The sequence below is a fragment of the Chryseomicrobium aureum genome, assembly GCF_016909155.1.
In the GTDB taxonomy this organism is placed as follows: domain Bacteria; phylum Bacillota; class Bacilli; order Bacillales_A; family Planococcaceae; genus Chryseomicrobium; species Chryseomicrobium aureum.
On sequence record NZ_JAFBFG010000014.1, the window covers coordinates 34135 to 58896 of the forward strand.

General features: G+C 37.4%; 28 protein-coding genes. 7 read left to right on the forward strand and 21 right to left on the reverse strand.

Features of this window, described 5'->3' with window-relative positions:
* Nucleotides 1-92: 92 nt before the first annotated feature.
* The 11 genes from JOD03_RS09985 to JOD03_RS10035 form a co-directional block, all read right to left on the reverse strand.
* A complete protein-coding gene (locus JOD03_RS09985; RefSeq protein ID WP_420837250.1) occupies nucleotides 93-1226 on the reverse strand; it encodes an ABC transporter ATP-binding protein in 1134 nt (377 codons plus the stop codon).
* Nucleotides 1227-1302: 76 nt separating this feature from the next.
* Entirely contained in the window at nucleotides 1303-2604 is a 1302-nt protein-coding gene (locus JOD03_RS09990; protein ID WP_204590706.1) for an ABC transporter substrate-binding protein, read from the reverse strand.
* An 81-nt stretch (nucleotides 2605-2685) separates the two neighbouring features.
* A complete protein-coding gene (locus JOD03_RS09995; RefSeq protein ID WP_204590708.1) occupies nucleotides 2686-3516 on the reverse strand; it encodes a carbohydrate ABC transporter permease in 831 nt (276 codons plus the stop codon).
* 13 nt (nucleotides 3517-3529) lie between these two features.
* Nucleotides 3530-4462: a carbohydrate ABC transporter permease gene (locus JOD03_RS10000; RefSeq protein WP_204590710.1), complete on the reverse strand. Its 933-nt coding sequence runs from the start codon at nucleotides 4460-4462 to the stop codon at nucleotides 3530-3532.
* Nucleotides 4459-5769: an alkaline phosphatase family protein gene (locus JOD03_RS10005; RefSeq protein ID WP_204590712.1), complete on the reverse strand. Its 1311-nt coding sequence runs from the start codon at nucleotides 5767-5769 to the stop codon at nucleotides 4459-4461. Before JOD03_RS10005 ends, JOD03_RS10000 begins: the two co-directional genes overlap by 4 nt.
* On the reverse strand, nucleotides 5766-6593 hold the full coding sequence (locus tag JOD03_RS10010; protein ID WP_204590714.1) for an HAD-IIA family hydrolase: 828 nt from the start codon (nucleotides 6591-6593) through the stop codon (nucleotides 5766-5768). Before JOD03_RS10010 ends, JOD03_RS10005 begins: the two co-directional genes overlap by 4 nt.
* Nucleotides 6594-6655: 62 nt before the next feature.
* On the reverse strand, nucleotides 6656-6838 hold the full coding sequence (locus tag JOD03_RS10015; protein WP_204590716.1) for a hypothetical protein: 183 nt from the start codon (nucleotides 6836-6838) through the stop codon (nucleotides 6656-6658).
* A 35-nt stretch (nucleotides 6839-6873) separates the two neighbouring features.
* Nucleotides 6874-7533: a glycerol-3-phosphate responsive antiterminator gene (locus JOD03_RS10020; protein WP_275580382.1), complete on the reverse strand. Its 660-nt coding sequence runs from the start codon at nucleotides 7531-7533 to the stop codon at nucleotides 6874-6876.
* Nucleotides 7534-8685: 1152 nt separating this feature from the next.
* Entirely contained in the window at nucleotides 8686-9783 is a 1098-nt protein-coding gene (locus JOD03_RS10025) for a phospholipase D-like domain-containing protein (RefSeq protein WP_204590718.1), read from the reverse strand.
* Nucleotides 9784-9867: 84 nt separating this feature from the next.
* Complete coding sequence (locus tag JOD03_RS10030; RefSeq protein ID WP_204590719.1) at nucleotides 9868-10221, reverse strand: hypothetical protein; 354 nt, start codon at nucleotides 10219-10221, stop codon at nucleotides 9868-9870.
* Between the two features lie 51 nt (nucleotides 10222-10272).
* Nucleotides 10273-10479, reverse strand: coding sequence for a helix-turn-helix transcriptional regulator (locus JOD03_RS10035; RefSeq protein WP_204590720.1), 207 nt, complete (start codon nucleotides 10477-10479; stop codon nucleotides 10273-10275).
* Between the two features lie 166 nt (nucleotides 10480-10645).
* Here JOD03_RS10035 and JOD03_RS10040 point away from each other — a divergent pair, with 166 nt between their 5' ends.
* From JOD03_RS10040 to JOD03_RS10055, 4 genes are all read left to right on the forward strand, one after another.
* The gene (locus JOD03_RS10040) at nucleotides 10646-10990 is read left to right on the forward strand and encodes a helix-turn-helix domain-containing protein (protein WP_204590721.1); all 345 of its coding nucleotides are present in this window, start codon (nucleotides 10646-10648) and stop codon (nucleotides 10988-10990) included.
* Between the two features lie 68 nt (nucleotides 10991-11058).
* A complete protein-coding gene (locus tag JOD03_RS10045; RefSeq protein ID WP_204590723.1) occupies nucleotides 11059-11697 on the forward strand; it encodes an ImmA/IrrE family metallo-endopeptidase in 639 nt (212 codons plus the stop codon).
* Entirely contained in the window at nucleotides 11672-12049 is a 378-nt protein-coding gene (locus tag JOD03_RS10050; RefSeq protein ID WP_204590725.1) for a hypothetical protein, read from the forward strand. Before JOD03_RS10045 ends, JOD03_RS10050 begins: the two co-directional genes overlap by 26 nt.
* Nucleotides 12050-12067: 18 nt before the next feature.
* On the forward strand, nucleotides 12068-13267 hold the full coding sequence (locus JOD03_RS10055) for a tyrosine-type recombinase/integrase (protein WP_204590727.1): 1200 nt from the start codon (nucleotides 12068-12070) through the stop codon (nucleotides 13265-13267).
* A gap of 86 nt (nucleotides 13268-13353) precedes the next feature.
* Here the strand turns inward: JOD03_RS10055 and groL are convergent, their stop codons facing one another.
* Both groL and groES read right to left on the reverse strand, forming a co-directional pair.
* A complete protein-coding gene (groL, locus tag JOD03_RS10060; protein WP_204590729.1) occupies nucleotides 13354-14988 on the reverse strand; it encodes a chaperonin GroEL in 1635 nt (544 codons plus the stop codon).
* Nucleotides 14989-15006: 18 nt separating this feature from the next.
* Nucleotides 15007-15291 carry a co-chaperone GroES gene (groES, locus tag JOD03_RS10065; RefSeq protein WP_204590731.1) on the reverse strand — a complete coding sequence of 95 codons (285 nt, stop codon included), beginning with the start codon at nucleotides 15289-15291 and terminating at the stop codon, nucleotides 15007-15009.
* A gap of 182 nt (nucleotides 15292-15473) precedes the next feature.
* Between groES and JOD03_RS10070 the strand changes: the two genes are divergently transcribed.
* Nucleotides 15474-16214 (forward strand): CPBP family intramembrane glutamic endopeptidase, encoded by a 741-nt coding sequence (locus tag JOD03_RS10070; protein ID WP_204590733.1) that lies wholly within the window; start codon nucleotides 15474-15476, stop codon nucleotides 16212-16214.
* Nucleotides 16215-16239: 25 nt separating this feature from the next.
* Here the strand turns inward: JOD03_RS10070 and tatC are convergent, their stop codons facing one another.
* The 3 genes from tatC to JOD03_RS10085 form a co-directional block, all read right to left on the reverse strand.
* Nucleotides 16240-17007 (reverse strand): twin-arginine translocase subunit TatC, encoded by a 768-nt coding sequence (gene tatC, locus JOD03_RS10075; RefSeq protein ID WP_204590735.1) that lies wholly within the window; start codon nucleotides 17005-17007, stop codon nucleotides 16240-16242.
* 21 nt (nucleotides 17008-17028) lie between these two features.
* On the reverse strand, nucleotides 17029-17223 hold the full coding sequence (locus tag JOD03_RS10080; protein WP_204590738.1) for a twin-arginine translocase TatA/TatE family subunit: 195 nt from the start codon (nucleotides 17221-17223) through the stop codon (nucleotides 17029-17031).
* A 93-nt stretch (nucleotides 17224-17316) separates the two neighbouring features.
* Complete coding sequence (locus tag JOD03_RS10085; RefSeq protein WP_204590740.1) at nucleotides 17317-17952, reverse strand: redox-sensing transcriptional repressor Rex; 636 nt, start codon at nucleotides 17950-17952, stop codon at nucleotides 17317-17319.
* 119 nt (nucleotides 17953-18071) lie between these two features.
* Between JOD03_RS10085 and JOD03_RS10090 the strand changes: the two genes are divergently transcribed.
* Nucleotides 18072-20003: an ABC-F family ATP-binding cassette domain-containing protein gene (locus tag JOD03_RS10090; RefSeq protein WP_204590742.1), complete on the forward strand. Its 1932-nt coding sequence runs from the start codon at nucleotides 18072-18074 to the stop codon at nucleotides 20001-20003.
* A gap of 336 nt (nucleotides 20004-20339) precedes the next feature.
* Here the strand turns inward: JOD03_RS10090 and tsaD are convergent, their stop codons facing one another.
* Genes tsaD through JOD03_RS10115 form a run of 5 tightly spaced genes read right to left on the reverse strand, consistent with a single transcriptional unit; the run spans nucleotide 20340 to nucleotide 23598 of the window.
* A complete protein-coding gene (tsaD, locus tag JOD03_RS10095; protein ID WP_204590744.1) occupies nucleotides 20340-21356 on the reverse strand; it encodes a tRNA (adenosine(37)-N6)-threonylcarbamoyltransferase complex transferase subunit TsaD in 1017 nt (338 codons plus the stop codon).
* Nucleotides 21353-21808, reverse strand: coding sequence for a ribosomal protein S18-alanine N-acetyltransferase (gene rimI, locus JOD03_RS10100; protein WP_204590746.1), 456 nt, complete (start codon nucleotides 21806-21808; stop codon nucleotides 21353-21355). Before rimI ends, tsaD begins: the two co-directional genes overlap by 4 nt.
* On the reverse strand, nucleotides 21801-22475 hold the full coding sequence (gene tsaB / locus JOD03_RS10105) for a tRNA (adenosine(37)-N6)-threonylcarbamoyltransferase complex dimerization subunit type 1 TsaB (protein ID WP_204590748.1): 675 nt from the start codon (nucleotides 22473-22475) through the stop codon (nucleotides 21801-21803). The genes rimI and tsaB overlap by 8 nt, the downstream gene beginning before the upstream one ends.
* The gene (gene tsaE, locus JOD03_RS10110; RefSeq protein WP_239584933.1) at nucleotides 22456-22920 is read right to left on the reverse strand and encodes a tRNA (adenosine(37)-N6)-threonylcarbamoyltransferase complex ATPase subunit type 1 TsaE; all 465 of its coding nucleotides are present in this window, start codon (nucleotides 22918-22920) and stop codon (nucleotides 22456-22458) included. Before tsaE ends, tsaB begins: the two co-directional genes overlap by 20 nt.
* A 60-nt stretch (nucleotides 22921-22980) precedes the next feature.
* Nucleotides 22981-23598: an SGNH/GDSL hydrolase family protein gene (locus tag JOD03_RS10115; RefSeq protein ID WP_204590750.1), complete on the reverse strand. Its 618-nt coding sequence runs from the start codon at nucleotides 23596-23598 to the stop codon at nucleotides 22981-22983.
* A gap of 91 nt (nucleotides 23599-23689) precedes the next feature.
* Here JOD03_RS10115 and JOD03_RS10120 point away from each other — a divergent pair, with 91 nt between their 5' ends.
* A complete protein-coding gene (locus JOD03_RS10120; RefSeq protein WP_204590751.1) occupies nucleotides 23690-24757 on the forward strand; it encodes an acyltransferase family protein in 1068 nt (355 codons plus the stop codon).
* The last annotated feature ends 5 nt before the right edge of the window (nucleotides 24758-24762 follow it).

Here is a 24762-nt window from a genome sequence, read left to right on the forward strand (position 1 = left end):
AAAGAAGTTCATCGCAGGAGAACCGATGAAGCTGCCAGCAAATACGTTTTCTGGTTTTTCGTACACTTCTTTTGGTGCATTTTGAACTGAATTTACTCATTATCAGTTAATAATCTATCATATTTAATTGACGTTCCACTTTCTTTTTCAAAAAAGTGGGCTTTATTCATATCAACATACAATGTAATTTTTTGTTCAACTTTAATATTAGGATTACTTTTATTTCGTACCGTAAGAGGTTCGCCATCTACACTAAAATATAAAAACATTTCAGAACCTGTATTTTCAATTGATTCTATTTTGGCTGTATACTTAACAAGACTTTCGTTAGTGTCTACTTGTTTAATATCCGTATATATATCTTCAGGTCTAATACCAAACGTAATTTCTTGATTGATATAATTTTTTAAGTCATTAGTATTATCTTTACTTATAGGTAATTTAATATTATCAGTAGTGAAATAGATGTTTCCTTGTTTTTCTATTACTCTTCCATTAATAAAATTCATTGACGGTGATCCTATAAATCCTGCTACATATTTATTTGCAGGATTATTATAGATTACGTCTGGACTTGCTACTTGTTGAACAACACCCTCATTCATAATGACAATTCTATCACCCATAGTCATAGCTTCAGTTTGATCGTGAGTAACATAAACGATTGTAGCACCTAACCTTTTATGAAGTTTTGTAATTTCTGTCCTCATTTGTACTCGGAGCTTAGAATCCAGATTAGAAAGTGGCTCATCCATTAGAAATACTTTAGGATTTCTTACAATTGCTCTACCTAAAGCTACCCTTTGACGTTGACCACCAGACAAAGCTTTAGGTTTTCTACCAAGAAGATGTTCAATTTCCAAAATTTTCGCTGTTTCTTTCACCATCACATCAATTTTTTCTTTCGGTTCTTTGGCAAGTTTCAAACCAAATGCCAAATTTTTATAAACAGTCATATGAGGGTACAATGCATAATTCTGAAATACCATTGCAATATCTCGATCTTTCGGGTTAACATCATTTACTAATGTTTCATCAATATATAAACTTCCTTCAGTAATATCTTCTAATCCGGCAATCATCCTTAAAGTAGTTGATTTTCCGCAGCCAGATGGACCAACTAGCACAAGAAATTCTTTATCTTTCACTTCAAGATGAAAATCTTTAACAGTTAACTCGCTATTTCCATACCTTTTTTTTACATGATCAAACATTAAACTTGCCAAGTATTTTCCTCCTCTTTTGGTGAATACTGTTGATTAAACAATTAAGTGATTTATGATTACGATTTAACTAATCAGTTTATTTTAATAATGCATTTGCTTCTTCAGCAGCCTCGTTTACAGCTTCTTCTGCTGTCTTCTGATCATTTAATGCTGATTCTACGTTATCTTGTACAATTTTGTAGATTTGTGAACCACCTTTACCAGGGAAATTATGCCAAGGTACCATATCTTCAATTTGTGTGTACGGCACGTACGCAGCTGGTGTCTCTTTATAATATGATCCTAGTAAATTGGAATCTTCTACTGCACTTTTTCTAACTGCCATATAACCCATTTCTTCTGCCACAATTGCTGTTGATTCAGGAGAAGTTGTAAATTTCATGAAATCCCAAGCTGCATCTTGTTCTTCTTCTGTAGTTTCTAAAATAAACATATTGTTACCACCAGCTGGTACTTTTCTTGAGTGTTCTCCATCCGTTGGGAAAGGAATCAATCCAACTTCAAAATCACTTTGTGATTGCATAGAAGCAAATGATGCCGGTGTACTTACATACATTGCTAATTTACCACTAGAAAAAGCTTGAACAGCTTGTTGATCATTAATATTAGGCATTGATTTATCTGTATTCATTAAATCTACCCAATATTGTAAAGCTTGGACACCCTCTTCTTTATTAAATGTTACACTTTTTTGATCATCAGCAATCATTTGTCCACCTAAAGTTTCTACCATTGCTTGGAATAACCAGTTACCAGTAATTCCATAATTAAAATACACGCCGTTCACATCATTTTTAGTTAATTCTTTTGCAACTTTTCGAACATCTTCAAAAGTCTTTAGTGACTCTTCAGCATTAATTCCTGTTTTTTCAAAAATTTCTTTATTATAATAAACTACTGGGTTACTCACAGCAAAAGGCAAACCTTTAATTGTTCCATCATCATCTTTTGCTAAATCTAGCATTTGTGGAAAATAATCACTTGTATCATATTTTTCTTCATCTATATAATCTTGCACTGGCACAATAGGCATATTTTCCAACATATATTCTGTGTATGTGAATCCTGCTTGTGTGATTTCAGGTAATTGATCTGTTGCTGCTAGAGATTGCAATCTTTCTACTACTCCTTCATACGCTCCTTCTACATAAATAGGCTTTACTCTGACTTCATCTTGAGATGCATGATAATTTTCAATAATTTTATCAAGTGCTTCTCCCTGTTTTCCACCATGAATGTGTAAAAATTCAATTTCTATAGGCTCTCCCTTACTACTACCTGTAGATTGAGATGATTTTTCAGCATTAGAATTTGAACAACCAACAAGTAAAGCAGCTAATGACATTGTTACAAATGATCTTTTTAATAGCTTATTCATTATAAATTCCTCCGTTTTATACTATAAATTTATTTGTTTTATCAAGCGACTAACGACAATACTTTTTTTCGATTAAAACTATTAACCTTTCAATCCACTATTAGTAAATCCTTCGACAAATTTCTTTTGTAACACAAGGTAAATTATCAGCACTGGTATCATAGACAATGTTGCAATGGCCATAGTAGGACCCCATTCTACTAGTCCTTCATGTTGGAAACTTGAGAATGCAATTGGTAATGTCATTTTTTCTTCTTGCATTAATACTAGAAGGGGCCAATTATAATCATTCCAATGGGAAACAAATAATAAGACTCCTATCGCTGAAAGAAATGGAATTGAGGCTGGAACATATATATGCCATAAAGTTCTTAAAGGGCCACAACCATCAATTGAAGCTGCTTCCGATAATTCTTTAGGTATTTCCAAGAATCTTTGTCTCATTAAAAATATTGCATATCCACTTGCCAAATTCGGAACAATTACGCCAGTAAATGTGTTAACCCAATCAAAATTATTAATTGTAATAAACTGCGGAATCATAATAGCTTGTTCTGGTATAATCATCGTAGCTAAAACAAAATAGAATAGAATTTCTCTACCACGAAAATTGAAATTCGAAAAAGCATAAGCAGCTAAAAATGCTACTATTATTTGTCCAATGGTTAATATCGTTGCTATAATAGTACTGTTTTTTAACCATGTGAGAAATAAAGTTTCATTAATAGCTCTTATATAATGTTCTAAGGTAAATGATGTTGGAAAAAACCAAATACCTCCTCCTAAAATATCTTTTGGATCCTTTAATGAAGTACTTAACATCCATAAAAATGGTATTAACATTATAAAAATGATACTTATAATCAATATGTGTTTAAAATATAAACGATATTTATTGGATTTAATCTCCATTTTTATAACCTCCTTATTGATAATGTACTTTTTTCTCCATTGTTCTTATCTGGAAAATCGTAATAATTAAAACAATGATAAATAAAATTGCAGATAATGCACTAGCTTTTCCTATATCGAAAAACATGAACGCTTCTTCATATATTTGATAGACAAGCATATTTGTTGAATTGTTAGGACCACCTTGTGTCATGAGGTGAATTGTTGTAAAGACTTGGAACGACTGTATTACACTCACGATAAATACAAAAATATTAATTGGAGATAGCATAGGGATTGTAATAGAAATTGTTTGTCTCCACTTACCTGCCCCATCAATCGATGCGGCTTCATATAGTTGCTTATCTATACCTTTTAGTCCGGCAATATACAAAATCATATTATATCCAACAGCCTTCCAAATACCGATGATGACAATTGCCCATAAAGCTACATTCGGATCATTTAGCCAGTTTAATTGAGGTAGTCCAAAAAGGTTTAAAACATCGTTAATCCAACCTTGCTCCGGGTTCATCAATAACTGCCACACCAAACTTGTTACTGCAATAGATGCAATTACAGGAATAAATAACAACATTCGATATGTTTCTCGCATTTTACCTGAAACACTTTCAACTAGTAATGCAAAACTTAGTCCAATCATCATGGATAAAGGAACTGTCGCTACTACATAAATCAGAGTGTTTAGCAATGATTTCCAGAAAACAGAATCAGACCATATTGAATTATAGTTATCAAAACCAACATATTCCTTGTCAGGACTTATCAAATTCCATTCCATGAAACTTAATACAAAAGAGTAGAAAAATGGAAAAACATAAAATATGCCATAAAGAATTAACGAGGGCAATAGAAAAATATATGGCCATTTATTAAATTTCTTTTTAGTTTTTACCTTTTCTCCTACCAGTGATTCCGTTGGTTGTTTTAATATTTCTGCTCTCATAACTTCACTCCTATTTTTTTAAAGATTGATTCTATTACCTTTCCATCTGCATTAGGTATATTAAGACCCATTGAATATGCAATGGTTGGAGCTACATCTACTAGTGAAATTTCTGGAATTGTTTCCCCCTTTTTTATACTTGGACCATGAGCTATAAACATTGCTTTGAGCTTGTCTTTTTGTGGAAGGAACCCATGCATTCCTTTCATTACACTCTTACCTATAACGGAATTGCAATCAGCTTTAAATCCTACAAAATAGCCCTCTTTTGATTCAAAAATCAAATCTGCTTGAAGATGATGTGAGTCACTCTTAGGTAAACCTAAAGAAGGAAATTCATCACTTTCATAAATTTTGTCAACACCTTCAGTCTGTGCAAGTAATTCCTTTACTTCTTTTAACAATGTCTTATGATTCTCTTTATCTAAAATACTAACAAACCCAGAAGCTCCATTTGATACAGCAATTACTTTGTTATCTTGAGAATTTTCTTCAATATACAATCCATGTTGTTTAAACAACACATTTGGCCTAATTTCATATTCAACTTCAGCAAATCCATGATCTGATATAACATAGATATCTGTGTTGTCGTATATATTTTCTTCTTTTAATTTGTTGATCAAATCTCCAATTCTTTCATCTATATAATTCATTGACCACAAAGCTTCTTGTGAACCAATTCCATGATCGTGTTGTAAACTATCTGCCAAAAGATAATGAATCATCATAAGGTTCGGTTTATGTTTTTCTATTAAATATTTTGCGACTTCAGTTGATAACCAATCTTGCATATGCCCTCTTGCATGATCTTTACTCCACTCAGCATATTTTTCAACCGGTAATCCATAATCTGATAATTCTTTCCATAATCCTTTTGTACAATATTCTTCAAATAATTCTTGTTCATAAAATTCTGGAATATTATAGTCTATATGATCGGCACCTTTTGTTAAAGGCCAACAAATTGAAGCAGTAGTCCAACCATTTTGATGTGCTATATCATATAAAGTAGGAACCTTTATACTTGATTCTTTTGAAAAATCTCTATCTCCAAAAAATTCCTTTACTTTCTTTTCATTTTTATCCACTACCCAGTTACCTAATACCCCATGTTTTATTGGGAAAGTTCCTGTAATAATACTTGTATTCATAGCCCAAGTAACACTTGGATATGCGACTTCCATACCATCAGCTTTAATCCCTTTTTCCATTAATGATTTAAGTACAGGCACCTTTAAATTTGGATTTTCAAAATTGTAATTCGCCATACCATCAATACATATTACTATTACATTTTTTTTCATGATAATTTCTCCTTTTCTTTACTGTAAGTTGTCATTACTATTTCAGCTAATTCTTTCATTGATTTACATGTTAAATCTGGCTGATAACCAAGTTCGCTTGGAAAAGATTGACCGTGAGAAATCCAAAATGTTTTTACACCCGCCGCATGTGCTCCCGCAACATCGGTATAGGGATTGTCCCCTACCATTACACAGTTATTTAGTGTTAACCCTGTTTTCTGAGTAATTTTATTAAATGGAAAGATAAAAGGTTTTCCAACTACTTGTACTTCTTCTATCCCTGATACAGCTTGAATTGCAGCAATTAGGGCACCTGTTTCTGGCACTCTATATCCATCTTCTCCAGGGTGAAATAAATCAAGATTAGTAGCTATTAATTTTGCACCATTCATCACATACTTAGTACATTTATGCAGTGTGTCATAAGTAAATGACGTATCACGACCTACTACAACAAAGTCACATGAATCTTCACGGTCAGAGAGACATATCTTATGTCCTTGTTCTTGTAAAGATTCCTTTAACTGCTCTGTTCCAATAGGTAGAACATGTACAGAACCATAAGTTTCATATAGGTATTCTCCTATTAATTCCGTCGCTACTAAAATCGTAGTTTTTCCAACTGGCAACCCCATATTTATTAATTTTTGACGAACTGTTTTTGCTTGATCAGTTGAGTTATTACTTAGAAAAAATATTTCCTTTTCAGTATCAATCAAATAAGTAAGCAACTCTTTAGAACCTTCGTAAACTTTGTTGCCTGAATAGATGCACCCATCTAAATCAAATATAAATGCTGATATATTATTAACATTCCAATCCATGAGAAGTAATCACGACCTTTATTTGTTGTTTATCATTGCTAATTTAGTTTTAATTTCCAAGGTTAAGATGCACCTACAGCTAGAGCACTTGAACCAGCTTCCAATTCTACTAAGAATCGGCATGAGACCAATCCGCGCCGATTAACCGGGCAATCGTCGGCGCCACGTCGGTCATCTTTCAAGTAATGGTTCAACATACCGTCGATGCTAATTACCATTACATATTGATTATTATTTTTCGACATATTTGAAAACCACCTGGATAATGATGATGTTAGATTTATTTAGATATATTTAAATCCCAAAGGGATTGATCACCGATTGCTGTAGCAGTAGCCCCTGCTTTTAAAGCTTCTTTTACTTCATGCTCCTCTTTAATTAGACCAGCACAGATAATTGGACAAGGAATTTGTTGCTTTAAATCTTTAATAACTCTAGGCATTAATCCTGGCATAATTTCAACTGCATCTGGCTTTACATCTAGAATATTTTTTATTCCTATTTCATAAGCTTGAGTGTCTAGTAAAAATAAATGTTGAACAGTAAGAATCCCCTCTTTTTTTGCTGCAAGAAGTAAATGGGTTTTAGTAGTAACAATTCCATCAGGCTTTACCTGCCTTGATAAATATTTAATGCCTTCTTTATCTTTTGCTAGCCCTTTAACAAGATCAACATGTATAAAGATCTTTTTATCATTGTTTCTAGCAATCTTGACATTTTCTTCTAAAGTTAAGATATCACCCGTCATTAAAAATATGGTATCGATAGGTGTCTGTACTGCATAATTCATGTATTTAACATCCCTTACGGCTGCTATGACGGGATTGTTAATAGAAAATTCACTCAACCTTACATCCCCCTTATTTTTCAGATGGAAACTAGAATATAGATAAAATAAAAAGGAGAAAACACATTTGCGTAGCTTTAACACAATGTACATATATAGAATGTTAATATATATGTATATTGTGAAAATTAGCTATACAAAGGTTTTCTCCAATTCTCCACCTATATGATCAACTAATATTCATTTTATTTTTGTTAATATTCCCTCTTACAAGTTTTATAGTACCAGTAGTTTGTAAATGGAATATTATTGATTTATTAATGTTTTGTAAATTTGGTTCAAGTGCAAAAATATAACTGTATAAACAGTGGGATTTTTTGCAACTTCTTATTAAATTAATTTGCCCGTTTGTTGAACAAATTAAACACCATTCTTCAACTAGCTTGCTCGTTAGTTTTAAGTACAATTTTTCACAAACTCCTTATTAACGCATGATCTATGCATACTGGAGTTAAAAGCGTATATTAGCTCTCTTAAGGATGATATTGAATATGGGAAAGGGTGTACCAAGAAAAAGACCTCGAATTCGCAATAAACGAAATCAGGGTCGATTCGCAAAAGTCCTTTTTATACTAGCAAGTGTTTTTTACTGGTTACAATATAAGGGTTAATTTTTGCAAACACACTCCACATGTGTCGTATTTGGTTTCAGGTTTATATATACATGTATTCTTTCGAACAAAAAGATATAAGTTTATTTCTATCAAAAATTATCTATCTATAAAAATATAAATTTATCTAGCCGAATCGTGGTCAATTTGGTGGTCAGTGGTCACAAAAAATATCGATAGAATCTCTTTTGGTAATCGGATTTAAAGGTCATGTTCATATGAAAATCACATCGTAATTCCTTGTGTGTAAGGATTACGATGTGTTTTTTACATCATGCCGCCCATAGATTGTGAGGTTTTACCTGAAAATATCATACAATCTAACCTTAATCTATCCACTCTCGAGGACGTTTGCTCCTGATAAAATATTCACTCAACTATATGCAAAAATATAAATATCGGCACCCATTCGGCACCTTTTTGGCACCAAGGGTGTTTTTCTTCTATTAAACTAAATGTTAGCGAAAAGCTATTGAGCTGGGGGGCTATTGTTTTTTTTGTATTTAATGAATTATTTGAGTGTTGGTATATAAAAAATTTTAAAAATGTCTTTTTTACACTGTCTACTCGTAGGGGATATTATCACTCACATCTTGAGAGCGGTCCTTTTTTATTACAAATTATACTTTTTATATCATTTTGTATTATCCAAATTTTTATTAACTATATCTGGAATTTCATTTAGTATTTTTTCTATATCTTTTATAAATTCAGCTAAATTTTCAAGAAGCTCATTAACATCATCTTTCGCTAATTCTTCAAGTTCACTTTCTTTCTCAAATGCCACCTGGGAAGCTGATTCTCGAAATTCATCTATATCTTCCACAGCAATGAACATCTCATTATCATTTATATATTCCATTGCATAACTTTGATTATCAAATGTTAATAGATTATAAATATTTGTATCATCGGAATATAGGAGCTTAATTCCTTCAATATTTATTTCATCGATAATATTTTCTATTTTTTCTATATTAACATCCAGTTCATCCAATGATTCTAATACTGTCGGAATAATATCTTCAAACTCTTCAAAATTTGAATTCAATCTTTCCAAACTCTCTTGTAAATAATACCTATTATTTATCAAATCAAAATACTCCCAATGCTTTCCTTGATGGTCTGCAATTGAATAACACGACATACGTACTTCTTCTATTACACTTACTAATTTGTAATAAATAAATTTGAAGTTTATTCTCAGAGAATTGATAGAGTCATGAGAATAATATTGTTCAGATTCATCTTTTATATAGGGGATAACTTCATTTTTTATATATTGTATAAAATCACTATCTTTAGAGATAATACCACATTCAAAACTTTTACTAGATTCATCTGAGAAATTAGATGATCCTATATAAATAATATTATTAGTCATAACTATTTTCGCGTGATTTTCAAAGCAAAAATAAGAGCTTAATAAAGAATTGTATTTTTCTGGATTAAGCTTATTTAAATAGATATTGATCATCTTTCTAGCTCTTCCTTTTGCAAAGTGACTAGTATATTCTTCATATCGATTTGGAATATTAGAAATAATATCAACTTCAGTGGTATCTTTAAGCTTATCTATGTACCTTAGTAATTCCAGACTCCTTGCAGAAATATTATATGTTAGTATACAAACATATTCAGCTCTACCGAAATCATCCAAAACCTCTTGATACGCTAATTCATCCTTTGTCATTACAAATTCAGCTTCTTTTATAGAAAACTTAAATTTCATTTCATTTTACTCCTTACTTATTTATAAAGGAGAACACAACATTATCTCTAAGTTTGTGCTCACCTTATGTTCATAATTGTAAAATTATACTTTTGCCGTACGCTTCTTAAACTCGTTTAACCACGCTTTCAAAAATTCCATGTCTTCCTTTAGCTCATCTGGCTCAGGTAACATAACAGGTGTTTCATATGACTGAGAATGTTCAAAAGTGGAATATTTCGTCATATAATCTTCAAACATTTTACAATCGTCAATACTTATATAAGCTAATTTATGTATTTTCCCCATAGTATTAATTGCTCTTCTAAATCGCTGAACTACATCTCCGAGAAGATCATTTTCAATGAAGCGTTCGAGAAGAATTCTAAAATCACTGCAAATACCTTTGGCCAGATAATTAATTGATTGATCATCGAATACTAAATCTAATTTGAACATTACAATCACCTCCTTATGAGTATTTACATCAAGCGACTTTAGGTTGCTTTTTTACTCAAAAAAAATGGTCCAATTTATTCCAAGAAGTTCACCAAGTTTTTTTGCTACATCTACAGAAGGTCTACGTTCTCCTTTTTCAATCATGCTATAATATTGTCTAGTGATACCTGTTCCTAATAAATCAGCAACTTCTTGATGAGTATAGCCTAACTTAGTTCTCTTCCTAGTTAACAACTTTTGAAGTTCCTGTCTAGTCATTTATTACACCTCCAATCGCAACTTTAAGTTGCTTTATATTTATTATTATACGCAACTTAAAGTTGCTGTCAACCTTTTTACGCAACTTTTTGTTTCAATTATAGAAAGCAACTTTTTGTTGCTATATAATCATTAACATAGATGATTCTGAAATGGGGATAATTATATGTTTTCTGATAGATTAAAAAAACTTAGGTCAAATAAAAAGATGTCTCAGCAAGAGGTGGCAAATTACTTAGGAATTACTCGCCAAGCTTACGGCAAGTACGAAAAAGAAAATGCTCAACCCGATTTTGATTCATTAAAAAAATTATCTTCCTTGTTTGAAGTTTCCATTGACTACTTAATTACAGGAAATGAAAATACCCATTCCCCAGATGAGATGTGGAAAGAATTCCTTGATCCTAAGACTCAAATTTTTTTTAAAGATTTAAAGGATGCGCCCGAAGAGAAAATTGAAGAGTTAATTCGTTTTTGGGAATTTATTAAAGAGAGAGATAAAAATAAATAAAGCCCTAATTATAGGGCTTTTCTTTATAACATAAAACCGAACATATATTCGCAAGGAGAGTGAAACTAATGAAGTATCAAACAACGTTATTAGAAGACTGGATTAAAGAATTTTATCTTAATATCGATATTTATTATCCTGACCAACTAGACTTGTTAAAAATTGCAGACCGCTTAGGTATTTTGGTTCACTTTGAGGAATTTTCTAGTCGTATATATAATGGTGAAATTATAATTGATTGTAGATTATCCCCAGAAGAACAATGGCAAGATTTTGCTCATGAACTTTGTCACTTATTAAGACAGGATGGTAACCAATTATTACTAATGTGTGATCCATTATTAGATTTACAAGAGGCAAAGGCAGACAATTTCTCACTTCACTTCTGTGTACCAACATTTATGTTACTAAAATATAAGATTACTAATTATTTTAATGTTCAAGATGGAATTCCATTTGTTACGAAGAAATTTAAAGTTACACAAGAGTTTGCTAATAAGAGACTTATTCATTTTAGAAATCAGTTGCAATTATCAAAGTCAGATCAAGAAATTAGAGTGTACATGAATTCAATGTATCCAAAATCCAACCCTGAAAATTGGTCTAGTGAAACTAAATCACTTTTGGACAAGCTTAAAAGGCAAATATCAAAAAAAAATCACCAAAAGGAGTTACAGTCTAATGCCAAAACAACGAGTATACTATGATTATTTTGAAGGAAACCAAGTACCATTCTGGTATGTTTTGACTTTCAGACCCTTGGAAATTCCTTGGGATCAGGAAACCTATTATTTTGAAGTTATTGCACCATTTGAATATTTTGAGAGAGATGATTTCGACGACTCAATAATGAGTGCAACAATAAATATAGAGGATTTATTAACTAATAACCTACACGAATGCCAACTAGGTTTAAACCTTAATCAAATAAAGCAACGAATCCTTAAACATGGAGTTGAGCCTTGGCAAGTTAGCCAGTTTATTATTCAACTCCCAGACATTGAAGAGGTTTTGAAATTACTACCTAATGAGAGAAAAGCATCATTTATACTTGTTTAGCTTATAGGAGGGATAAATATGTATTGCAGGGAACTAATAAAAGGTAAAAAATGGGTCTGTGTAGCTGACGGGCCCCGGGATCCAGTAACAGGAGAAAGAAAGCAAATATCACGTAGAGCTAAAACAAAAAAAGAAGCAGAAAAACGTGTACTTGATGCATTAAGAAAGCTACAGGAAGATGGAATTGATGAAAAAAGGATCAAAAAAATGCCTTTTGATAAAGTAGCTATAGACTGGATGGAGCAGTATTCATTAACTGGAAAAAAGCGTAGCACCATAAGAATTAGAGAAAAAGAAATTAAAATTTTAAACCGTTATATCGCAAAAGTTAACATAGACAAAATATCACATAAGATGTATCAAAAAATATTAAAAGATTTAACAGATAAAGATTATGCTAGAACTACTATTAGTGGTGTACATACTACAGCTGGCATGATTTTTAAATATGCAATTAAAGAAAAGCTAATTAAAGAAAGTCCGAGTATCGGGGCAGTAGTCCCTCAAAAAAGGCTTACTGTAGAAGAAATTGAGAATAGTAACATTGAGGAAAAATATTTAGAAAGAGGCGAGCTTACAGAGTTTCTTTTAACAGTTAAAGAACATGGTCTCAATCTCGATTTAGAGACATTTTATCTTTTAGCATTCTCTGGGATGAGATCAGGTGAACTATGTGCTTTGAAGTGGTCTGATATTAACTTCAAAACAAAAGAGGTTCGAATCACTAAGACACTTTATAACGAGGACAACAATATGAGGAAATATGAGTTAACCCCTCCAAAGACTAAAGGATCAATTAGAACATTAGATTTAGATGTAGAGATAATAAATATGCTAAAAGCCCACAAGAAGAGACAAGCTAAACTTATTTTGGCTAACAGGCATAAATATGATGATTTTCACGATGAGAATTTTATTTTCTGTAGAGAAAATGGATACCCCTTAATTCAAAAAAATATCGTTGTTCGAATGGAACGGCTTTTAGAAAAAACATCAATTAAAAAATATGCAACACCTCATATTTTCCGCCACACTCATATCAGTATGTATGCTGAGGCGGGTATCGACATTAAAACAATTATGAAGCGCGTTGGACATGATGATATGAAAACTACTTTAAAAATTTATACACATGTTACTGATAAAATGAAAGAGGATGCTTCACAAAAAGTCCATCAGACTTTCGGAAACATCCTCAAAATCGGAAATTCAAAATAAATGTTAGTGAAATGTGATTTTTTAAGACAGATTACCTAATGTAACACGCTTAAACCCTTGATATAACAAGGTTTTCGAGCGTTAATTTACATCATGCCGCCCATTCCACCCATGCCACCCATATCTGGCATACCGCCACCAGCTGGCTCAGGGATGTCAGCAACGACTGCTTCTGTTGTTAAGAACAATGAAGCAACTGAAGCTGCATTTTGTAAAGCTGAACGCGTGACTTTCGTTGGGTCCACAATACCTGCATCCATCATGTTCACCCATTCACCTGTTGCTGCGTTGAAACCGATACCGATTTCTTCACGCTTCAAGCGGTCTACAACGATAGAACCTTCAAGACCTGCGTTTGTAGCGATTTGACGCACTGGCTCTTCTAGAGCACGTAACACGATGCGCACTCCAGTTGCTACGTCGCCTTCTACTGTATCTAAAGTTTCTGCTACTTTGTTGTAGACGTTAACTAAAGCTGTACCTCCACCGGATACGATTCCTTCTTCAACAGCTGCACGCGTAGCATTCAAAGCATCTTCAATGCGAAGTTTACGCTCTTTTAATTCTGTTTCAGTAGCTGCTCCGACTTTGATTACTGCAACACCGCCAGCAAGTTTCGCTAGACGCTCTTGAAGCTTCTCTTTGTCGAACTCAGAAGTTGTTTCTTCTAATTGTGCACGGATTTGGTTGACGCGACCTGCAATGCGGTCAGAGTCTCCAGCACCTTCAACGATTGTCGTGTTTTCTTTCGTTACAACGACTTTCGCAGCACGACCAAGTTGCGTGATGTTCGCTGATTTCAACTCAAGACCTAGATCTTCTGTAATCACTTCAGCACCTGTTAATGTAGCGATATCTTCAAGCATCGCTTTACGACGGTCACCGAATCCAGGAGCTTTAACTGCTACTGCATTGAATGTTCCACGTAATTTGTTCACAACTAGAGTGGCTAGTGCTTCGCCTTCCACATCTTCAGAGATCAATAGAAGTGGTTTTGATTGTTGTACGACTTGCTCAAGCACTGGTAGGATTTCTTGAATGCTTGCAATCTTTTTATCCGTTACTAAGATATATGGATTTTCAAGGACCGCTTCCATCTTATCAGAATCCGTCACCATGTAAGGAGACGCATATCCGCGGTCAAACTGCATACCTTCTACGACGTCTAGCTCAGTCGTGAATCCTTTTGATTCTTCGATTGTAATGACGCCATCGTTCCCAACGCGCTCCATCGCTTCTGCAATCAATTCACCGACTTCATTGTCGCCAGAAGAAATAGAAGCTACTTGTGCAATCGAATCTTTGCCTTCGATTTCTTTTGAGATTGCTTTTAATTCTGTAATAGCTGCTGCGACTGCTTTATCGATTCCTTTACGGATACCGACTGGGTTAGCGCCAGCTGTTACGTTTTTCAAACCTTCACGAATCATCGCTTGTGCTAGGACTGTTGCAGTTGTCGTACCGTCCCCTGCGATATCATTTGTTTTCGAAGCTACTTCAGCTACAAGCTTAGCACCCATGTTTTCAAACGCATCTTCAAGCTCGATGTCTTTTGCAATTGTCACACCATCATTTGTAATCAGTGGTGAACCGAATTTCTTTTCTAATACGACGTTGCGCCCTTTTGGACCAAGCGTCACTTTTACTGCATCTGCTAATTTATCTACGCCACGAAGCATTGCGCTGCGTGCATCTTCACTAAATTTAATTTCTTTTGCCATAATTGATGTTCCTCCTTGTTATTGGATAACCGCTAAAATATCAGCTTCACGAAGAATAAGTAGTTCTTTACCGTCGTACTTTACTTCTGTTCCTGCGTATTTTGAATACAAGACGCGATCCCCAACCTGCACATCTAATTCAGCACGTGTGCCGTTATCAAGGGTGCGACCCGTACCGACAGCAAGTACTTTACCTTCTTGTGGCTTTTCCTTCGCAGAATCTGGAAGTACAATACCTGAAGCTGTTTTTTCTTCTGCCTCGACTAATTCGATAACAATACGATCACCTAGTGGTTTTAACAAATGAAACGACCTCCCTGATAAATGGTAAATGATTTATTAGCACTCTCACTCACAGAGTGCTAACACAATTCTTATAATAATAAACGACAGGAACGATTGCAAGTCAGAAGGTGAATTTTTGGCTAAATTTTTTTCATGCGTTACAATAGAAGAACCACAGCTCAGAAAGGACTTACCTATACATGTCACATCAAAAAATAGCATTCTCTTTGCTGATTACCTACGTCATCATGCAACTCGCAGGTGCAGTCGGCCCAATCCCGCTCCTCTTTCTCTTTGAAAGCATGGGTGTAGAAGACCCTAGGATGCAAGCAGTCGGCTGGTGGATCTTTTCTAGCATGCTCGCAGCAGTAATTATCTTCTTCTATTTCATTCGAAAAGATAAAACATTTCTAAAACCACTTGGCCCGAAACCCGCCTCGAACTTTGGCGTACTTGGCTGGGGTATCGCAGGATTCTTCATGGTGCTGTTTGGACAAGCAGGTGCTGCTTGGATTGAGCAATTGATTGGAATTGAACCAGGTTCTGAAAATACAGCACTGTTCATCGAAATCGCACGCTCGGTGCCTGTCGTCATTTTTGCGATTGCAATTTTCGCACCAATTTTAGAAGAAATCTTGTTCCGTCGTATCTTATTCGGCATGCTGCTTCCAAAGACCAATTTCTTTATTGCAGCACTCATCAGTTCCGTGATGTTCGGGATCATTCACTTTGAACTGAGCCACATTCTACTGTATTCGGTCTCTGGTTTTATATTCGCGTTTATTTACTACAAAACAAAACGCATTGCAGCATCCATCATTGCACACATGCTGTTGAACGGATTTGTTGTCCTCGTTCAATTCTTTAGAGAAGACTTAGAACGCTTTGCAGAACGCCAAGGCCAATTGTTCATCCAGTTCTTCATTCAATTCCTGACATAAAAAAAGACCATCCGCGGATGGTCTTTTACTTCGTCTGATGAAGTTGCTGTTCTTCAAGCTTTCGTTTTGCCTCAGCCGCCAAATACTTCCGGTACCCGACACGCGAAATCGCGATACTGATCTCATATAAGATAAACAGTGGGACGGATGTAAAGAGATGCGAGACAAGGTCTGGTGGCGTAATAAATGCCGCGATGACAAATAATACAAAGTACGCCATCTTCCGCGCTTTTACGAGCATCTGTGGATTCACAAGTCCAAGACGCGTCAAAAATAACAACACTATGGGTAGTTGAAAGATTATCCCAAACGGAATCGTAATCTGGAAAATGAAATTAAAGTAATCGTTGATACTGATAATCTGTGTAATTCCAAGTTCTGTTGCAAGTCCCGTCATAAAGGTCATGAGGTAAGGGAACAACAAGAAATACGAGAACGATACCCCGCCAAGAAACAATAGAAAAGCGAACGGGATATAGCTCAGTGTGGCACGTCGCTCCTGCTCTTGCAGTCCTGGGCTTACAAATGCCCACAGTTGGTACGAGATAATCGGAGACGTAAACGTAAAGGCTAGAAACAACACTACTTTCAGGTAAATCAAAAATGGATCAACGACCTGTAAAGCATTTAACGTAATATTTTGAGCGGGTTCCGCATTTTGTAAATAGTTTATCAATGGTTTCGCTAAAAAAAAGCTACCAATCACAGCAATCGTTAGGAAGAAGACCATAACAAACAACCGTTTTCGGAGCTCATCTAAATGTTCCACCACTGTAAATTCATTATTATTCATGAAAGAACATCCTAACTTAACTTACTTCACGTCAGATTTCGGTGGATCTACTTTTTTAACATCATCATCGTCGTCATCTGCTAAGCCTTTTGTAGCCGTCTTAAATTCACGCAAAGTTGAACCCATAGCGCGTCCAAGCTCTGGTAATTTTTTCGGCCCGAACAAAAGAAGTGCAACGATACCAATAACAATTAAGCTAATTGGACCTGCTCCCATTGCGGGCACCTCCTTAAGTAGTATGCCTTCATCTTACATCATTTACTAGCAATTTGCTATTTCTACACAGACCCCAGATGTGACAGTTTAACGTCAACTGTGATTACGAATCATATAAATCAGCGTCTGTAATTCAACAGATAAATCAATCGTCTGTACACGAATCGAAGGACTGACATTCAAACGGACAGGTGTAAAGTTCAGAATTCCCTTAATCCCTGTCGCTTCAAGCCGTTCTGCTGTCTGTTGTGCCGTTCGACTCGGAACTGTTAAAATACATAACTCGATTCCGAATTCATGAATCTTGTCTTCTAATACATCGGGATGAAAAACAGGAATTCCTGACTTCGTCTTTCCTTCAAGTGGCGCGTGTGTATCAAAGGCGACGACAATCCGTGTGTTGTGGTTCTTGTGGAAATTGTAATTTAAAAATGCTGTCCCTAAGTTTCCCACACCAATCAAAGCAACATTTGTGGCCTCATCTTGATCGAGTGTTTGGCGGAAAAACTGCAAGAGATGCTCGACATCATAGCCATAGCCTTTCTTTCCAAGTGCCCCGAAGTGCGAGAAGTCCCGACGGATCGTTGCAGAATCGATATTCATCGCATCGCTCAGTTCTTGAGACGATACGCGGGTCTGTCCGGCTTTATGAAAGTTTTGCAAAAATCGATAATATAAAGGCAGACGCTTTGTCGTTGCCTGAGGTATTTTTTGTTTGTCAGCTGTCACTCTGTTCGCCTCCTGTAAATCAGCTTTATCTTACACCTAGCTGAGTTTCCTGTAAAGCAGGCACATTGCCGAGTGGCGTACTATCCAGTACACTTATAGAAGAGAATAGAGGTGGTCGCATGATCGTACTACAAGTACAAAATATAACAAAATCCTTCGCAGGCGAAGAGGTTTTGATCAATTGTAAATTAGAAGTCAAAGAACGTGAGCGTGTCGCACTAGTCGGCCGCAATGGTGCAGGAAAATCAACGCTTTTGAAAATTATTGCAGGTGAGATGAGTTACGACTCCGGAGAAATCGTCATGCCAAAAAACAAGACATTTGGCTATTTGGAGCAACACTCTGGTCTCGACAGTCCCCTATCCATTTGGGCTGAGATGATGACTGTGTTCGAACCCATCAAAAAACAAGAGGCTACACTGCGCGAACTTGAGCACCAAATGGCCGACCCGGACGTTTACAACAACCCGGAACTTTATGCAAAAGTGACGCAAGACTATGACCGACTACAACAAGACTTTAAAGACGCAGGCGGCTTCCGCTATGAAAGTGACACACGGTCCATTTTACACGGACTTCAGTTCTACCCAGAAGACTATGACAAACCTGTGCAGTCCCTCTCCGGTGGACAACGGACCCGTTTAGCGCTCGCAAAACAACTGCTCATTCAGCCGGACTTGCTGCTTTTAGACGAGCCAACCAACCACTTGGATATTGAAACGCTCGGCTTTTTAGAAAATTATTTGAAGAACTACCCGGGCTCTATTGTCATCGTCTCCCATGACCGCTACTTTTTAGATCAAGTGACGAATCTCGTGTACGAGATCTCACGCCGGAAAATGACCCGTTATGTCGGAAACTATTCTGCGTACCTTGAACAAAAGGCGCTGGATTACGAAAAAGATGTGAAGACCTTTGAACGCCAACAAGAAGAAAAAGCGAAACTTGAAGATTTCATCAGTCGTAACTTGGCACGTGCTTCTACAACGAAGATGGCTCAGTCACGACGTAAAGTATTGGAAAAGACCGATTGGATGGACTCTCCTGCTGGCGATGAAAAGTCTGCATCTTTTGGCTTCTCCATCGAACGTGAAAGTGGCAATGATGTACTTCGTATCGACAATCTTGCTATTGGCTACGAATCTAAACAAGTCGCATCTGGCATTACGTTTCCTATCTATAAGAAAGACCGCATCGCGCTGATTGGTCCGAACGGAATCGGCAAATCGACGTTGCTGAAGACAGTGATGAAAAAAGTACCTGCTTTTGAAGGTACGGTTCATTACGGAACCAATGTACAATTTGGCTACTACGATCAAGATCAGGCAGATTTAAAATCATCCAAGTCTGTCTTGCAAGAGCTTTGGGACGAGTGGCCGATGTTAAATGAAAAAGACGTGCGGAACGCTCTTGGTCGCTTCTTGTTTTCAGGTGACGATGTGCTGAAACCTGTCACTTCTTTATCTGGAGGAGAAAAAGGACGACTTGCTCTAGCAAAATTAATGCTGGTAAAAGCGAATACACTTGTGTTGGATGAGCCGACGAACCACTTGGATCTTGATAGCAAAGAAGTCCTCGAGAATGCCCTGCTCGATTTTCCGGGAACACTATTGTTTGTTTCCCATGACCGGTACTTTATCAACCGTATTGCCACAAAAGTTGTGGAGCTCTCACCTACAGGCAGTCATGTCTATTTAGGTGATTACGATTATTATCTAGAAAAGAAAGAAGAAGAGCTCGAACTTAAACAGCTAGCTCAGATAGAAGCAAACCAATCTATTCCTACTCCCGTTGTCACGACAACACAGATTGATAAGTCTGCGAAAAAACGCGAACGTCAAATCACGCGTCGTGTAACAGAGCTCGAAGATCAATTAGCCGTTCTCGAACAAAAGAAAGCAGTGATTGAAGAGGAGCTATGCAAACCGGAAGTATTCGGTGACCACGAACAAGTAGCATCGCTCAATGCAGAACTTGAAGTCATACAAGACGAGCATGACACGCTGTCAATGGAGTGGCTTGAGTTGCAAGAAGAGCTTGAAACGTTGTAACAGGACCAGCATTCGTGCTGGTTCTTTTTTATTCGACAAGAAGCATCTACATATTGGTCAAGAGGCAATTTAAAAAAGTTTTTTTCCACAGATTTGCACACATTGAAAATGGCTTTAAATAAACTATCAACAGACTTATACACATTATCCACAGGTGTTTTTTATGGTTTTGCAGTTTCATACACAAAATACACCCACTATATATTGTGTTATCCATAGTTATGCACAAGTTACCCACAAATTGTGCATAAGTACAGACGTTCCCTCTTGACGAATGATGTCACATTTGATAAAAGACTGTAATCTTTGTAATAAAAAAGACCGTAGAGAATTTCTCTACAGTCCATTCCAGCTCGAAAGTGGCATGCCAGGTCGTCCATTCATTGCATAATCGCTTCGAGCACCTGCTATAAATTTAGAATATCCCGCTGCTGCTATCATTGCTGCATTATCCGTGCACAACGGAAGGCTAGGTACATAAAACGGCACATCCGCTTCTGCGAAAGTTGTTTCCAACGCCGTACGTAGCCCTTTGTTTGCAGCAACCCCTCCTGCTGCAATCACTTGTTTCACGCCATACTTTTTCGCTGCTCGGCGCGTCTTCTCAACCACAACATCTACTACACTTTGCTGAAAGCCAGCAGCGACATGTGATGGGTTGATCTCTTGGCCTTTTTGTTGCAAATTATGTTGATAGTTGATGACGGCAGACTTCAAACCACTAAAACTGAAATCATACGAACCTTCTTCCAACCAGACGCGGGGGAAATCGACTGCTCCGTCACTCTCAGACGCAAGACGGTCGATATGAGGCCCACCTGGATATGGAAGCGATAGTACGCGGGCTACTTTATCATACGCTTCGCCTGCTGCATCATCACGTGTCTCTCCGATTTTTTCAAAGTGACCATCTTCTTGCATGACGATCAGTTCTGTATGCCCTCCAGAGATGACCAGTGCGAGCATTGGAAACTCCATTGGATTCTCTAGTGCGTTCGCATAAATATGTCCAGCAATGTGATGAACGCCAATGAGTGGTAGCTGATGTGCAAATGCAAAGGCTTTTGCAGCTTGGATACCGATGAGAAGCGCACCCACAAGTCCGGGACCTTCTGTCACAGCGACGGCGTCTAACTCTTTTGGCTCAATGGCTGCTTGCGTCAGAGCTTCTTCTATGACAAGTGTGATTTGCTCTACGTGATGGCGAGACGCCACTTCAGGTACGACCCCTCCGAAACGCTTATGGCTCTCAATTTGGGAAGCAACCACATTTGAGACGATCACTGTTCCATCTTTTACAATAGAAGCTGCTGTCTCATCACAACTTGTTTCAATTCCTAATATATATGTCATGTAAATTCCACCCACATTACGAGCGCATCTTCATGCGTATCCGTATAATAATTTTTTCGTATACCGCCTTCTTGGAAACCTAGCTTCCGGTAGAGGTTTTGCGCCGTATCATTCGAGACCCGCACTTCGAGTGTCATAACGCGTCCACCGTTTTCGCGCGTGACGCGAATCGCTTCTCGCATCAAGGCTTCTCCAAAACCGTTTCCTCTAGCACAAGTCGTCACCGCTACATTCGTGATATGACATTCATCTGTCACAAGCCACATTCCACAAAATGCAATCACTTCAGACGCCTGATTTTCTCCGACAATATAATAAGCAAAACGATTTGCGAGCATTTCATTGACGAACGCTTCTCGTGACCAAGGCGTCGGGAATGCTTCTTTTTCTAGTTCCCAAACGGCATCCACATCGTCCAGTGTCATCCGTCGAAACGTAATGAACTCAGTCATTGGCTTTCATCCAATTCACTTCAGCTTCTGTTAACCGCAAATAGTCCGGTGTGAGCTCGTGGATGGAAGTAGCTGGTTCTAGTTTTTGTGCAAGACTGATCAATTCAGACGCACGTGGTAGCTGCTCTCCAACACCTGCAAAATACGACACCAAACCGCAAGCCAAAATTGCTTCTTCAAACAACTTGGCATCTTGTCCGCACCACAAAACAGGCCGTTCCTGTTGGTGTAAAAATTCAAGTAGGTCTGCAAATGAGCGGTGCGCTTCTGTAAGTACCGTTTGTTTGTCATAGACACCAGCAAAAACGTGTTGGCGTCGCGCATCCATCACACTAACAGTCAATCCGTCAAACCACTTCCCAGGCGTTGCAAGGACCGCGAGACTCGACACTGGATAGACAGGAATGTTGAGTGACCAACCTAGTGTCTTCGCTAAGGTCATTCCGATACGAATGCCCGTATAAGATCCAGGTCCTTTCGCTACAGCAATCGCTGACAGCTGGTCCGGTGTGATGCCTGCTTCTTTCATAATACGTTCGATAGTCGGCATTGCAGCTACCGAATGGGTCGTTTTAAAACTATCCGTATGTTCAATCAAAAGTTGCCCGTCTTCAACGAGTGCCACACTCAGTGGTGTATTCGATGTATCAATTCCCAGCCAGATCATGTGCCATCTCCTTAATCAATTGGTTCATTCGGGGAGTTGTACCCGTCATTTCACAGACGCGTTCGCCTGTGGATGCAAATCGAATGGTCATATCGATTCGTTCATCCGGCAAAGCGTACTCGATATACTGTGCCCACTCCACAACAGCGACTGCGTCTTGGCGGAAGTAATCTTCCCACCCAAGGTCTTCTTCACTGTCTGCCAAACGGTATACGTCCATATGATAAAAAGGGACTCTCCCCTCGTACTCTTTAATGATTGTGAACGTTGGACTGTTGACGGTCCCTTCCACACCGAGCGCTTTTGCAAAGTATTTTGTCCATGTCGTCTTCCCAGCACCTAGGTCTCCTTCAAGCGTGATGACCTCGCCTCCTGACATGCGGTCTGCAAGTACTTGGGCATGGCGCTCTGTTTGTTGTAACGTTGTAAAGTTAAATTGTTGCATTGTCATTCTCCGTTCTAGTCACTGCTCTCCATTATAATATGAAGCGCTGTTTGATGCCACCTATGCAAACCAGCTTCTGACGCGTTCAAAAAGTGAGAGTTTTCGTTCTGGAAGCGTTTGAAGACGCTCTCTGATGACTGGCACAAGAGTCTGCTCCACAACTTTATAACCCGCTTCTCCGTAGTGCAGTCCGTCATCATCTTGTCCTTTTAAAGCTGTTTTCATATCAGTTTGTTTGATGAATGCATCGTATAAGTCTGCAAACCCTGTATTGAACTCCGCTACCACTTCTTTTAAAGCTTCTCCATACGCTTCAATGACCTGATTTGAGCGCTGCGTCTGCTTCTCCTCATCGACAGGTGGCGGAGTCACTAAGATACAACGGTCTGCACCAATCGCTTTGACCATTTGTTCCAGATTCGCTTTATACATCTCACGCGGAACGTGTTTATGAGCAGATGAATCGTTCGAACCAAATTGGATGACAACAAGGTCTGGCTGTTCGGCTATCACATCTTTTTGTAGCCGCTTCATCGCATCATTGGTTGTGTCTCCGCTAACACCTTTATTACGAATCTGGTGTTCAGGAAAATGTGGCTCTAGGTGCGCATTGATCATTGGTTTATCGAGTCCTTCATGACGTGCAGTTAAGCTATCTCCAAATAGTACGATTTTCATAGTGACTTTCCTCCAGGTTTCAGATGGGGTGTAATGATGGTATTATATCGTGTGGACCATTTCGTCCAGTTTTCAGAAAGGGGGATTATCCGTGGCAAAAAAACGGATTCACTGGCTGGATGCTGCCAAAGGATTTTTGATGATACTCGTCGTTCTTGGCCATTACCCGCATGACATGCCATTCCCATTGATTCAATATATTTATTGGTTCCATATGCCAGCTTTCTTTTTACTTAGCGGCATTTTCTTTAAAGAAGTACATTCGTTAAAAGACGCAAAAGGGTCTCTAACAAAACGGTTTATGCAACTGTTATTCCCGTATTTCTTTTTCTTAATCGCAATCACAACCGTTCGGTATTCCATTGAGCTTGCTACGTTGAACTTCGATTGGCGTTGGTATGCAGAAGATTTCTTGAAAATCTTCGTTGGAGGACGATTTGCCCGAGGTGCATACGGAGTCATCTGGTTTATTACAACTCTTTATTTCTCGTATGTGATTTTCACTTTCTTGACGCTCTATACGAAACGCTACACACAATGGGTGATTCTTGCTCTATTATATACTATCGCACATATCCAAAGCTTCTGGGCAATGGATGTCGTCGGGGGAGCACCGGATGAAGCGAGCCAGACGATTCCGATGCTTTGGAACCTGGATGTCGCATTTATTGCCGTTGTGTACTTTGCAATCGGAAGCTATTTGAAGACGTTTTGGTTGGAGGTACCTCATAAAGTAGGTGTTGCAGGCATAGCAGTAACAACAATCGCTGTTGTGGTCGATAAAATTGGTTGGATCGATTACCATTTGAGTCTCAAATTCTTGCGCTACAACCATTTCTTCTTGGACTTGATCATTCCAATTGCGATGATTCTCTCGTTTGTTTGGATTTTCCAATTGCTTGCTAGCAAGTTTGAGATGAAGCCTATGCAAGTCATTGAAAAACACTCGATCGCCATCATGTACTTGCATATCTTTACGTACATGATTTTAAACGATTATTTCTTACTTGGACCTATTGGATTCACAGTAGCAGGAATTGTCTTCCCGATTCTCGCATCTATTGCCATACAGAAGCTCATTCCTCATGGCGAAGTGTTGCTTGGAAATATTTCGCGCTTTTATGTAACGAAAAAAAGAGTCAGCAAGTCTAATGGCTAAAGGAG